The following is a 13,740-nucleotide window of genomic DNA, read 5'->3' as shown; positions in this document are numbered from 1 at the left end:
ACTCAGTTACTTTGTAACTTAGCAACTTATAAAACATGAAAGAACAATTTAAAAAGTTTTTGAACGAAGAACAAGATCCAAAAGCAATTGAAAAAATTACTTCAAAACTCAATGATTTATTGATGAGAGGAGAGGAGATTGGATATATTGCAGTTCAAAAAAAGCCAGCAATTACTGTTTTTCCTGATAGTATTGTAGTAACAAACAAACGAATTATTGTATGCAAACCTAAAAATTTAGGTCTTTCGATGGATTTTACAGATTATACCTGGGATGAAATCGTAGGTACATTTGTAAAAGAAAATATCCTTGGTTCTGAGTTTTCTTTTTCTACCAAAACAGATATTCAATTTTCTATAGATTATATTCCTAAAATTCAGGCAAGAAAGATTTTTACTTACGCAAAAGAACAATTGGATATCCTTAAAAATCCAGTTGTAGCTGCTGCTGCTCCAGTTGCTGAGATTGCAGAACCTGAAGTAGTTGAGACTATAGAAGAAGAGGAAGTAGAAGAAATCGAAACGGAAGAAGTAACGAACTATGCCGAAATTATACCAGCAGCGCCAATTTATAACGAACCAATTCATGAAACCTCATTTGCAACAGGCGAAAGAAGATTGAGTGATATGTCTCAAGATGAGCTTTTTGAAAAATTACAAAATTACAAGAAGTTATTAGATAACGGATTGATTATACAAGGAGAGTACGATGCATTCAAAAAAGAGATTTTGAGTTATATGTAGTATTTAACCGCAAAGGTCGCAAAGATTTACGCAAAGAATCGCAAAGAAAAAGCATAAAAAAAACCAACATTTAGAATGTTGGTTTTTTTATAGAACTTTGCGAACCTTGCGGTTTAAAGCCTTGCGACCTTTGCGGTTAAACTCTTATAAAGTCGCTTTCTGCTTTTCTACAAAACTATGCGCTTGCAGTTCCAAGAGCTCGGTAGCTTTCTTTCGCTGTAAGTCGTATAACTGTTTGTCTTGGGCTATATCCTCATAAACTTTGTCGTGCATTGCAGCGCTGGTTTTTACCAATAAACCACGTTGGTATTTATTTTGATCGAGAGTAGCTTTTAATGCCGTTTCAAGCTCTTCCTGCTTAAAATCGTATTCTCCTTTTGGTGCTAATAACTTGGCAATAATCGGAGATGTTTCTATTGCTAGGAACAAAAGTATAATAAAGAAAGAAGGAATCCAAGGTAGTTTGTTTAATGCATTTATTCGCGCCATTAAACCATCAAAACCATCAATGATAGGTTGTGTCTCGGTTACCTTTTTATCTACATCGGCCTGAAGTGTTTTTGCCGCTTTTTCCTTTTCGGCTATTTTTGCCTCATTTTCAGTTTTTAGCGTAGCAAATTCTTTTAGAGCAGCATCGTGTTTGTCGCGTTTCTCTTTATAAACAGGACCTTTTCCTAATCGTTTTGAGCCTGCTGTTCCTTCGGCTTCAGTAATATAAGTCGAGTATAATGCATTTACCTCTTTTTCTTTTTTAAGAATGTCAGCTTTTAATCCATCGATTTCGGCTTTGTTCTTGTCTAAATCGGATTTATAATAATTACCAACTTCTTTTTTATTGGCAAGAGCCATTGCATTTTTCTCTTTTAATAAAACGGTATTGATTTCCTTTTCGAAAATTTTAATTTCTAATGGTTTCGAGATTACGATTGCAATAATAACCGCCAGAATTATTCGAGGTGTAGCTTGCAGGAATTCATCCCAAACACGGTCTCTTTTTTTTATTGTAGATACAATAAAGCGGTCAAGATTAAAAATAAGTAAACTCCATACAAATCCAAAAGCCATAGCAGGATATACAGAGTCGAAAACGGTAAATAGGGCATATGCACTTGCAATAAATGCCATTACTGCGGTAAAGAAAACGGTAGCTCCAATACCTACATATTTGGTTTGTTCACTTTCTGAACAGTCCTCGAGGAGATTTTTATCTGCTCCTGAGCAAAGGATAAAAAATTGTTTCAACATGATTGATTTTTTTGATTGATTGATTGATAGGGCAAATTTAACGCCAAAAAATTAAAGTTGAGGTAAATAGTTGATTTGTTTTTGGTTATGGTGCTATTTTTAGTTTTTAAAATGTGGTTTTGGTTGCATTTTAACCGATAGTAATGTTAACTCCAATCAATATTTTGGGGGGTTATGTTATCTTAAAGTAAAAAAAGTGAGCTTAAAAAGCAGAAGCATAATGATATGTTAAATTTTTCAGGAGGTATAGTTAATATGTAGCAACTAGTTTCGCATCATAGAAAATAACCAAAACCAAGATGAAAAAAAAATGTTTAGTATTAGTCCTCTTTTTAATGACTTTAGTCGGTTATGCTCAAAAAGGGATTGTTTCTGGAAAAGTATTGGATGCAGATGATAAGCTGCCTTTGCCAGGAGCGATGATTGAAATTGTAGGTCAGAATAAATATACTATTTCTGATTATAACGGAAGATATGAATTGCTTAATGTAATGTCTGGGTCTTATCAGGTAAGCGTAAAATACATGGGATATACAGAGAATATTCAAGGTGTAGTTGTTACCGATGGTAAAAATGTCGTGATAGATTTTACTCTTAAATCTTCGGGGACAGAACTGAACGAAGTTATTGTAGGTGATATCCTGAAAGGACAGGCAAAGGCTTTAAACCAACAAAAAACGAATAAGAATATAGGTAATGTTATTTCGGCTGACCAAATGGGGCGTTTTCCAGATGCCAATGTTGGTGATGCTTTAAAACGTGTGCCTGGAATTACAATGCAGAATGATCAGGGTGAAGCAAGAAATATCATTATTAGAGGTTTAGCTCCTTCATTAAACTCTGTGACTTTAAACGGTGATCGTATTCCATCTGCCGAAGGTGATAACAGGAATGTACAAATGGATCTTATCCCATCGGATATGATTACGACAATCGAGGTAAATAAAACCCTTACGCCAGATATGGATGCCGATGCTATCGGGGGTTCTGTAAACTTGATTACAAGAGCAACGCCTAATGGCGAAAGAATCTCTGCAACTATAGCGGGAGGTTATGCTCCTATACGCGATAAACCTATTTATACAGCAGGATTAGTTTACGGAAATCGCTACTTTGATGATAAACTTGGAGCAGTTGTAAGTGGCTCTTATAATAATGTAGATTATGGTTCGGATAATGTTGAAGCTGTTTGGATTAAGGATAAATTTGGGAATGATTTTTTGAGTAAATCTGAAATTAGAAAATATGATGTGCAACGTATTCGCAGAAGTGCAGCCATAGCTTTAGATTATAAATTTGATGAAAATAACACCATTTTTGCTAACGGTATTTATAATTGGAGAGATGATAGAGAGAATCGTTATAGAACGACTTATGACGATATGAAACCTATTTATAATGGAGAACAAATTACTGGTTTTACAGGGAGAGTAAAACGCCAAACAAAAGGTGGAGTAGATAATAATCGCGATAAAAACAGAAGACTCGAAGATCAGCGTGTGCAAAATTATTCGTTGCGTGGAGAGCATTTAATAAACTCTAGTTTAGATCTTAATTGGTCTACAAATTATTCGACAGCAAGAGAATATCGTCCTGAAGAGCGTTATATAGAATACCGTCAGAAAGGGCTGAAAACTGTACAAGACTTATCGGATTCAGAATTTCCTTTGGTTACAACAACTGGCGAAGCTTTGGATAAATTTAAATTTGAGTCGACTACCGAAAATACCAATGAAACTAAGGAAAGTGAATTTGGGGCTAAAGTAAATATTAGGTTTCCTTTTACAATCATTCCTTCAGAAAAAGGAAGGTTAAGAACAGGGCTTAGATTAAGAATGAAAGATAAATCGAGAGATAATATTTTCTATTCTTACCAGCCAATCAGCGGAATGGGAACTTTGGCGGATGTTCAAATAAGTTATTATGACGGAAACAGTTTTAATCCAGGAAGTAAATACGTACCGGGAACGTTTGTTTCTAATAGCTATTTAGGAGGTTTAGATCTAAATAATCCTGCTTTGTTTAATAAGGAATTAAATCCAGCGGAGTTCTTGACTGTAAATTACAGAGCCAAAGAAAATATTTATGCAGCTTATGTAAGATGGGATCAGGATTTTAATGATAAATTATCTATGATTTTAGGTTTCCGTGTAGAGAACACACATATAGATTATACGGGTAATCGTGTTCTGGATGAAGAAGAGTTAGAAGGGACGATAAATACAACTAATTCCTATACAAACGTAATGCCTGGAATTTCGTTTAAGTTTAATGCGACCAAAGATTTAGTATTAAGAGCTGCAGTTACGACAGCTTTGGCAAGACCTAATTATTATGCTTTGGCGCCTTATATAAATAATATAGCTGCCGATTCTCAAATTTTGGCTGGTAATCCAGATCTTAAAGCTACATATTCTTATAACTATGATTTCATGGCCGAGAATTATTTTAAATCGGTTGGTTTAATTTCGGGAGGTGTTTTCTATAAAAACCTGAATGACTTTATTTATACCTATAGTGATAATCAGTACACAAGTGCAAAGTTTGCTGCTGATTTTCCTAACCAACAAAATCCAATTCCTGCGGGAGATAATTGGACTCTTATACAGCAAAGAAATGGTGACAATGTAGATGTGTTTGGATTTGAAGTTGCGTTTCAGCGTCAGTTAGATTTTTTTACAAGTCCTTTCTTAAAAGGATTCGGAATTTATTTAAACTATACCTACACAAAATCTACAGCCAAAGGTATTGCTGATGCAGAAGGAAATGAAAGACGTAATATAAGTCTTCCGGGAACTTCTCCACATATGTTTAATGGTTCATTGTCATGGGAAAACAAACGTTTTTCGGCAAGAGTTTCGACTAATTTCACTTCAGATTATTTAGATGAATTAGGTTCAAATGAGTACAATGATAGTTATTATGATAAACAACTTTTTGTAGATGCTAATGCCGCATTTAAGATTACACCTAAGATCCGTGTTTTTGCAGAAGCTAATAATTTAACGAATCAGCCGTTACGTTATTATCAAGGTGTTAAGTCGCATACTAAGCAAGTAGAATATTACCAAGCGCGTTATAATTTGGGATTGAAATTTGATTTTTAATAATTAAATGAATTACTTAGAATTGGCAGGATGTAGTATTCCTGTCAATTTTTTATAAAAAAACAACATGAAAAATAAATTTATATTACTCCTTGTTAGTGCTTTTTTAATTTCTTGTGATAGTAAGTTAGCACCAGTTCGTAAAGATGCTATTAAACCAACAGCAGTTACAGAACCACTTCCGCATGATACCGATGATCCCTCTATTTGGATACATCCTACAGATCCCTCTAAAAGTATAATTGTGGGTACAGATAAAGATACCGATGGCGCATTGTATGCTTTTGATTTGAATGGTAAAATAATAACCAAATCAGAAACATTAAAAAGACCTAATAATGTAGATATTGCTTATGGTTTAATCGTTAACGGGAAGAAAATAGATGTTGCGGTTACTACCGAAAGAGAAACAAATAAAATCAGAGTTTTTAGTTTGCCAGATTTAAAACCTATAGATAATGGCGGAATTTCTGTTTTTGATGGAGAGTCGTTACGTGATCCTATGGGAGTTGCTTTGTACACTCGACCAAGTGATCATGCTATATTTGCTATTGTAGGTAGAAAATCGGGGACTTCAGGTAGTTATTTGTGGCAATATCAGTTATCGGATATTGGTAACGGATTTGTTGGCGGAAAAGTAGTTCGTAAGTTTGGAGCGTATAGCGGAAAAAAAGAGATTGAAGCTATTGCTGTAGATAATGAATTAGGAATGGTGTATTACTGCGATGAACAATTTGGTATCAGAAAATATGTCGCAGACCCAGAGAGCAAACAAAAAGATGTAGAGTTAGCTGTTTTCGGGAAAGGTGATTTTAAAGCAGATAATGAAGGGATTGCTATTTACAAGAAAACAGCAACAACAGGATATATTTTAGTTTCTAACCAACAAGCAAATACGTTTATGGTTTATCCTAGAGAAGGTGCTAATGGTGATCCGAATAAATACCCTTTACTTGCCGAAATTCCTACTTCGACAATTGAGTGTGATGGTGCTGATGTAACGAATGTGAATTTAGGAGGAGCTTATAAAAACGGTCTTTTTGTGGCAATGAGTAACGGAATGACGTTTCATTATTATAGTTGGGATTCTGTACAGAAACGTATTGATGCGCAAGTGAAGAAATAAGTATTCAGTGTCAGTTTTTAGTATTCAGTTGCAGTATTCAGTTGCCTGTTATAAGTTTTAAATTCCTGTTTAAATACAGTAATTAAACTGCGACTAAAAACTGAGTGTAAATACAAAAAGAGCTGTTCAATTGAACAGCTCTTTTTAATTTGAATTAGTAATGACCTTTATTATTATGCTAATGGTGCACCTGCCATGATTTCGGCATTGGCAAACTCTTCAAATTTTGCGAAATTAGCTTTGAATTTCTCTGCTAATTCTTTTGCTTTTACATCGTATAATGCTGGATCTGCCCATGTATTTCTAGGATTTAATATTTCGCTAGGTACATTAGGACAACTTTGTGGTTTTGCAATTCCAAAAACTACGTGGTTTTCGTATGCTACGTCGTCTAATTCTCCGTTTAAAGCGGCAGTAATCATAGCACGAGTATATTTTAGTTTCATACGAGTTCCTGTTCCGTATGCTCCACCAGTCCATCCTGTATTAATAAGCCAAACTTTTACATCGGCATCTTTCATTTTTTTGCTCAACATTTCTGCATAACGAGTTGGGTGCAACGGCATAAATGGCGCTCCAAAACAAGCTGAGAAATTAGGTTGAGGTTCGTCTACACCAGCTTCAGTTCCAGCAACTTTAGCAGTATAACCAGAAATAAAGTGGTAAGCAGCTTGTCCTGGTGTAAGTCTCGAGATTGGAGGCAAAATACCAAAAGAATCGGCTGTTAAGAAGAAGATGTTTTTAGGGTTTTTACCTATAGAGCCTGGTTGAATATTATCAATATGGGTAATAGGGTAACTAACTCTAGTATTTGGTGTAATTGAGATATCATCATAATCTACCTCGTTTGTACCTGGTTTAAAAACAACGTTCTCTAATAAAGCACCCTTTTTAATTGCTCTAAAAATGTCTGGTTCGTTTTCTTCAGTAAGGTTGATTACTTTGGCGTAACAACCACCTTCAAAATTAAAAACGGTGTTTTCGTTTGTCCAACCGTGTTCATCATCACCAATTAATTTTCGATCTGGATCTGCAGATAAAGTTGTTTTTCCTGTTCCTGATAAACCAAAGAAAATAGCTGTATCTCCTTCTTTACCAACATTTGCACTACAGTGCATTGGTAAAGTGTTTTTAAATACTGGCAAGATGAAGTTTAAAGCCGAAAAAATTCCTTTTTTCATCTCTCCTGTATATCCTGTTCCGCCAATAAGAGCAATTTTTTTTGTAAAGTCCAAAATTGCAAAATTACTTTGTCTTGTTCCGTCTACAGCAGGATCTGCCATGAAGCTTGGAGCGCAGATTACTGTCCATTCTGGAGTAAAGTTTGCTAATTCACTTGCTTCTGGTCTCAAAAACATATTGTAGCAAAACAAGTTAGACCATGCTGTTTCAGTAACAACACGTACATTTAATCTGTAATTCGGGTCTGAACAAACGTAAGAATCTCTAACAAATACTTCTTTGTTAGATAAATATTGAGTTACCTTGTTGTATAATTTTTCGAAGGCAGCTGGTTCAAAAGGAATGTTTACTTTTCCCCACCAAACTTGGTCTTCAGTAATACTATCTTTTACAATAAAACGATCCTGAGGCGAACGTCCTGTAAATGTACCAGTATTAATTGCTAATGCACCTGTTGAGTCCTCTACACCTTGACCTGATTGTATCGTAATGTTGTGTAATTCGTCAGCTGATAACTGATAATGTATTGTTGCATTTTTAATCCCTAACTCATTTAGCGAAATCGATTGCGTAGATAACGTTTGATTGTCCATAAATTTAGAAGTTGTTGTGTTTTATTTTATAGACTGTAAAATTAGATATTATATTTCAGATAAAATTTTATATAACGAATTTTATGACTTTTGTTTAATAATTTTAACAAATAGTACAAGCCAAGCGAGAATTAATAGGAGTCCGCCTATTGGTGTTACGAATCCTATAATTTTAAAGTCGAATGTTGTAAGGTTATTCGTTGCAAGTAAGTAAATAGAACCCGAGAAGAATATAACTCCCGCAACTACCAGATTATATATGACTTTTAGCGTTTTTTGAGAAAGTTCTTTTCGTGTGGCTACAAATAATAAAAATAAGGCATGATACATTTGGTAGCGTACACCAGTTTCAAAGGTCACTAATTCTTCTATAGATAAAACTTTTTTTAGAGCATGAGCTCCAAAAGCTCCCAAAATGATAGCTAGCATTCCTAAAAATGCACCTGTTGTAATTATTTTTTTATCCATCAGAAAAATATATTTAGTTACTACAAAAATAAGGTTATTCCTTTCATTACGGAAAATTTTTTAAGACAACTTTTTGAAATATTTTAAGTTATTTTAATTAGATAAATTCTACTTATTTTTGGTTTTAAATAATTTATTGTTCAATATTTTAACATATTTTAATTGTTATGAATATAACAATATTGTATGTTTGTGTTATATATGTAAAATTATGAGAATAGTTTTGGTCATTGGAGCAGGTAGGTCTGCATCGTCATTAATTCGTTATTTGTTGGATAAATCCGAAAAGGAAAATTTGCACCTTATTATAGGTGATTTATCTTTGGCCCTCGCAGAGAAGAAAACGAATGGTCATCCTAATGCTACTCCTATTGCATTGGATATATTTGATAAGGAGCAACGAAAGCTTGCTATACAAAAAGCAAATATTGTGATATCGATGTTACCAGCTCATTTACATATAGAAGTTGCCAAAGATTGCTTGGTTTATCATAAACATCTTGTAACTGCATCCTATATAAGTGATGCGATGCAGGATTTGGACAAAGAAGCCAAAGCCAACAATTTGATTTTTATGAATGAAATTGGGCTTGACCCTGGTATTGATCATATGAGTGCCATGAAAGTTATTGATGAAATAAGGGAAAAAGGAGGTAAGATGTTATTGTTTGAATCTTTTTGTGGCGGACTTGTAGCTCCCGAATCAGATAATAATTTATGGAATTATAAATTTACCTGGGCTCCACGAAATGTAGTTTTGGCAGGACAAGGCGGAGCAGCTAAATTTATACAAGAGGGAACTTATAAATATATACCGTATTGTAATTTATTTCGTAGAACCGAATTTCTTGAAGTAGAAGGTTATGGGAAATTTGAAGCATATTCTAATCGTGATTCTTTAAAATACAGATCTATTTATGGTCTTGAAGATATTCTTACTTTATATCGCGGAACGATAAGGAGAGTTGGATTCTCGAAAGCATGGAATATGTTTGTACAGCTAGGAATGACCGATGACAGTTATATTATGGAAAACTCTGAAAATATGAGTTACCGTCATTTTGTGAATTCTTTTTTGCCTTATCACCCAACAGATTCTGTAGAAATAAAAATGCGTTTGATTCTTAAAATAGATCAGGATGATATTATGTGGGATAAACTGGTAGAATTGGATTTATTTAATCCTAAGAAAATTATTGGTTTAAAGGATGCGACCCCTGCACAAATATTAGAAAAAATACTTTCGGATAGTTGGACTCTTCAGGCTCATGATAAAGACATGATAGTGATGTATCATAAATTTGGATATGAATTAAATGGTAAGAAAACACAAATTGACTCCAAGATGGTTTGCATTGGAGATGATCAAACGTATACAGCTATGGCAAAAACAGTAGGATTACCTGTTGCAATAGCTACTTTATTAATATTAAATGGTAAAATTACTACTCCAGGAGTTCAGCTACCGACCAATAAAGAAGTGTATTTGCCTATTTTAAAGGAGTTGGAAGAATATGGTGTTGTGTTTCATGAACAAATAATGCCCTATTTTGGATATAATCCAGACAAACTTCTCAATCAGTAGTTTTTAAATTTTTTTTTAGAATTTTTTTTAGTTTTTTTATTTAATCCGCTTCTTTCCCTAGAAGCGGATTTTTTTATTTTATAAATTGTAACCTATTTTTCCGCTTGAATTGTCATCGGTAATTTGTATATAACTCGCACTGGTTCATTGTTTAATGTGCCTGGTTTCCATTTTGGAGATAATTTTAAAACACGGATAATTTCATTGCCTATTCCGTATCCTAAATCTTTGACTATTTTATAGTCGGATAGAGAACCATCTTTTTCAACGTAAAACTCCAAATAGGCTTTTCCGGAGATTTTGTTTTTTGATGCTTCATCGGACATTTTGAAGTTTTTACCAATGAATTTGTAAAATTCAGTCATTCCGCCTGGAAATTCTGGTTGCTGAATGTTTTCGGTAGAATCGGCGCGTAATGTAGGTGGTTCGTTTATTGCTTTTCGATTGCTTCCTTGTGCAATTGTTGTCGTGTTAAAAGCAAAAAATAACATAGCAAATACAAAACCTACTGTCGTAGTTTTTAGTATTGCTCTTAATCGGGATTCTTTTTTTGTCATCATAAGTAAACGTTTTTTGGTTATTTGAAAATTAATAGAACTTGCAAGCGCAATTTGGCTTTGGTTTGAAGCCATTTTTAATAGTAAATTTTGATAATGAGAAACGGATTCTGATTGATTTATTACCGCTTCATCGGCTAAGAATTCATGGTTTAACTTGATAGCTCTTTTGTAAAGTATAAAGATTGGATTAAACCAAAAGAGAATTTGTATTGCTTCGATAAAAATGATGTCTAATGTATGTTTTTGCCTTATATGTGCTGTTTCGTGCGCAATAAGTTGTGAGTCGATTAGATTGTTTTTTACATCATCTTCATTTAAAAAGATGGTGTTTAAAAATGAATGTGGCAATATGATTTCTGGCATCAAAATCACTTTTTGGTTATTGATGATTTGTGATTTATTGTATTTTGTCTTTTTATGAAAGGAATACAAATTCAATACAAAGCGGACGGTTAGTAATAACGCAATAATTATATATAAAGCCAATAAACTATAAATGATTGTCTGGTTATTGGTTATTGGATTTAGGTTTTGTGCGCTATTATTAATTACCATTTCGGGTAATTGAAATGAATTTATTGCTTTTGATATTTTTGTATCAAACGAAAAGAGTTGCAATGGTATGGTTAAACCAAAAACTAAACTGCCTAGTAAATAGATTCGGTTAAAACCATGCATTTTTTCATTTTCTAACCAAAGCTTATATATTGCAAATAGGATTATAAGAAGTACTGACGATTTTAGGATATAGGCTATCATTTTTTCTTTTTTTGAATTTCTGTATCAATGATTTTTTTGAGTTCTTCCAGTTCCGAAGTTGATAAATTGGTTTCGGTGGTAAAGAAAGAAGCAAATTGCGACGCCGAATTGTTAAAGAAATTACTAATCAATCCGTTTACGTGTTTAGAGAAATAATCGGTTTTCTTAACCAATGGATAATATTCTCTTGAGTTCCCAAATTCGTTGTAGGCAACAAATTTTTTATCTATCATTCTTTTTAATAAGGTTGCAACGGTTGTTGTTGCGGGTTTTGGTTCGGGATACGCTTCGAGCAAATCCTTCATGAACGCCTTTTTGAGTTGCCAAAGGTGTTGCATTAATTGTTCTTCGGAGTTGGTAAGTTGCATCATGAGTTATTTCTTTTCCAATTTTTCTAATTCGGGTAATTCTTTTTTATAGGCTTCTACATCCCAAACAATTCCCCATTTTTGAGCATATTCGGCTATGGTTCCTAAACCAACTTCTGCGCGTCTTTTGTCTACATTATCGGGGTCTTCTAGGGGCGAAATGTACTGCTTGTTTGTTGCTGGGTTTTTGGCAAGTTGGCTTCCGTAAATTTGTTTTCGGCCTTCTCTTAAAGCTATACGGTCTTCTAGTAATGCTAATGAACTTGCTTTTGCATTTCCCTTTTTGACAGCGTCTCTCATCATGGGTAAATATTTTTGTTGCGTTTTTAAGTCTGAATGCTGTATTACCAGAAATAAAGTTTGGTTTGCCTGACTGCCTATTACGTTTTCACCGATCCATCCTTTTTTGTCAAGTATCTCGGATATTTTAATTAGGTTCAAGCTGTCTTTGTAATTTATGATTTTACCAATGCTATCTATTTTTTTCTTATCGTAATTTGGTCTTCTATAGATTGTCATGAATTCTTTTCTTATGTTTTGATCATCTTCATAAATGGCGATCAATTCTTTTTGTAATGGTTTGTCATAATTTGTTTCAATGATGTCAAGTTTTTTTTGAAGTTTGATTATTGTTTTTTGCCACTCTTTTTCGGGATGTAACGTTGCTAAATCGCTATCTTTTTCTAGATGATTAAGGTTTTTATAGCCATTATCTATAGCTAAATTTAACCAATCGAATGCTTTTTTTGTGTTGTTTGATAATGCCGCAGAGCAAGCACCATTGTATAATTGAGATGGATTTGTATGTTCTAGTTTAAAAGCTTTCTCATAATATTCGACCGATGTTTTAAAATCTTTTCTGTTGTAGCAAGAATCGGCTTTTTGAACGTTGTCTTTATATGTTTGGGCTTGTAAAGAATTAATACCTAACAGGAATAAAAAAATGGCATTTATTTTTTTCATAATTTTAAAATAGAAATTTTGGTTATTTGGTTTTAGTAGTAGTTGTTAATTCTCCATTATCGTATTTTTTCACTTCGATTAGTTTGCCTTTCGTGTCGTAATATTTCCAGTTGTCGTAATAAAACCAATGCATCTGTTGCTGGTTTTTTTCTAGTTTTGTTTTTCCTTTTGATTCTAATTTTCCACTTGGATAATAATACCTGACTTTGCAGCTGTTGTCTTTATATTTCTCGGTTTTGTAAATTTTATTGTTTACGTATGATTTCCATTTCTTCGTGGGCTCATCTCTGGAATAGTATTCGAATGATTTGTATGTAACACTATCTTGTGTATAAGTCTCAATCCAGAGGCCTTCTTTCTTTTATCAATCTTTTTATTAATTGGTTTGCTCTTGCATCCCGAAAGCAGTGTTATGTAAATTAATAATAGTATATATCTACTCATAAATTTTGATTTGCTCTACAAGAAGATGTCTTGCTCTACAAATGTAGAGTTTAATTTTTAATTTCCAAATTATTTTTGAGGTTCAGAGGTTTAGAGGTTTTTAGGAGTAAAGGTTGTGAGGTGTAAAGGAAGAAAGGCTGAGAGCGGCAAAGGTTCTGAGGTTGTGCTTACGCAAAAATAACCTCTAATATCGTCAGGTGGAGTCGAAGTTCTATACTGCGCTTGTGCTGAAGTTTCGGGATGCTCAGCGTGACTTGGGAATAAAAAAATTTTTGTTTCTCCGCAATCAAGGAATCGTAGCAGCTCACCGCAGTGCGCCTAAGTGTAGAGAGATTCCTAAGCTAAAAACCTTTGTACCTCTGAACCTTCTCTCCGCGTTAGGGATAGGAGTCAATGCCATTAAGTTAAGCTTTTTTATCCAATCATGATTAATTATTTTCTCTTAAAGTCGCAAATATTTTGGGTGTAAACTTGGCGGCTTGGCGACTTTACGAGAGATTTATTCAGCGCAGTATTAAAGTTTTTTTTCTTAACTTAATGACATTGGGATAGGAGTGGTATCCTTTTTATTTTTCTTTAAAAATAAAAAGATATAGC

Annotated in this window: 10 protein-coding genes; 4 read left to right on the top strand and 6 right to left on the bottom strand. The window is 33.7% G+C overall.

Annotation, left to right across the window (positions count from 1 at the left end):
• The first annotated feature begins 35 nt into the window (after positions 1-35).
• Positions 36-743, top strand: coding sequence for a PH domain-containing protein (locus OIU83_RS22690; protein WP_264208555.1), 708 nt, complete (start codon positions 36-38; stop codon positions 741-743).
• A gap of 144 nt (positions 744-887) precedes the next feature.
• On the opposite strand, the gene OIU83_RS22685 is transcribed toward OIU83_RS22690, so the two are convergent.
• Positions 888-1,988 carry a DUF4407 domain-containing protein gene (locus tag OIU83_RS22685; protein ID WP_264208554.1) on the bottom strand — a complete coding sequence of 367 codons (1,101 nt, stop codon included), beginning with the start codon at positions 1,986-1,988 and terminating at the stop codon, positions 888-890.
• A gap of 299 nt (positions 1,989-2,287) precedes the next feature.
• On the opposite strand from OIU83_RS22685, the gene OIU83_RS22680 reads away from it, so the two are divergent.
• Both OIU83_RS22680 and OIU83_RS22675 read left to right on the top strand, forming a co-directional pair.
• On the top strand, positions 2,288-5,095 hold the full coding sequence (locus tag OIU83_RS22680; protein ID WP_264208553.1) for a TonB-dependent receptor: 2,808 nt from the start codon (positions 2,288-2,290) through the stop codon (positions 5,093-5,095).
• A gap of 67 nt (positions 5,096-5,162) precedes the next feature.
• On the top strand, positions 5,163-6,221 hold the full coding sequence (locus OIU83_RS22675; RefSeq protein ID WP_264208552.1) for a phytase: 1,059 nt from the start codon (positions 5,163-5,165) through the stop codon (positions 6,219-6,221).
• A gap of 173 nt (positions 6,222-6,394) precedes the next feature.
• Here the strand turns inward: OIU83_RS22675 and pckA are convergent, their stop codons facing one another.
• Both pckA and OIU83_RS22665 read right to left on the bottom strand, forming a co-directional pair.
• Positions 6,395-7,996 carry a phosphoenolpyruvate carboxykinase (ATP) gene (pckA, locus tag OIU83_RS22670; protein ID WP_264208551.1) on the bottom strand — a complete coding sequence of 534 codons (1,602 nt, stop codon included), beginning with the start codon at positions 7,994-7,996 and terminating at the stop codon, positions 6,395-6,397.
• Positions 7,997-8,077: 81 nt separating this feature from the next.
• Positions 8,078-8,464 carry a DUF423 domain-containing protein gene (locus OIU83_RS22665; RefSeq protein ID WP_264208550.1) on the bottom strand — a complete coding sequence of 129 codons (387 nt, stop codon included), beginning with the start codon at positions 8,462-8,464 and terminating at the stop codon, positions 8,078-8,080.
• Between the two features lie 211 nt (positions 8,465-8,675).
• On the opposite strand from OIU83_RS22665, the gene OIU83_RS22660 reads away from it, so the two are divergent.
• Positions 8,676-10,049 carry a saccharopine dehydrogenase family protein gene (locus OIU83_RS22660; protein ID WP_264208549.1) on the top strand — a complete coding sequence of 458 codons (1,374 nt, stop codon included), beginning with the start codon at positions 8,676-8,678 and terminating at the stop codon, positions 10,047-10,049.
• A gap of 92 nt (positions 10,050-10,141) precedes the next feature.
• On the opposite strand, the gene OIU83_RS22655 is transcribed toward OIU83_RS22660, so the two are convergent.
• The 3 genes from OIU83_RS22655 to OIU83_RS22645 are packed head-to-tail and all read right to left on the bottom strand — an operon-like array spanning position 10,142 to position 12,699.
• Positions 10,142-11,368 carry a M56 family metallopeptidase gene (locus tag OIU83_RS22655; protein WP_264208548.1) on the bottom strand — a complete coding sequence of 409 codons (1,227 nt, stop codon included), beginning with the start codon at positions 11,366-11,368 and terminating at the stop codon, positions 10,142-10,144.
• Positions 11,365-11,736: a BlaI/MecI/CopY family transcriptional regulator gene (locus tag OIU83_RS22650; protein WP_264208571.1), complete on the bottom strand. Its 372-nt coding sequence runs from the start codon at positions 11,734-11,736 to the stop codon at positions 11,365-11,367. Before OIU83_RS22650 ends, OIU83_RS22655 begins: the two co-directional genes overlap by 4 nt.
• Positions 11,737-11,742: 6 nt before the next feature.
• Positions 11,743-12,699 carry a DUF6624 domain-containing protein gene (locus OIU83_RS22645; RefSeq protein WP_264208547.1) on the bottom strand — a complete coding sequence of 319 codons (957 nt, stop codon included), beginning with the start codon at positions 12,697-12,699 and terminating at the stop codon, positions 11,743-11,745.
• Positions 12,700-13,740 lie beyond the last annotated feature (1,041 nt).

Source organism: Flavobacterium shii, assembly GCF_025847235.1.
Taxonomy (GTDB): Bacteria; Bacteroidota; Bacteroidia; order Flavobacteriales; family Flavobacteriaceae; genus Flavobacterium; species Flavobacterium shii.
The sequence above is the reverse complement of the archived record's forward strand: the minus strand, read 5'-3'. Positions and strand labels throughout refer to the sequence as shown.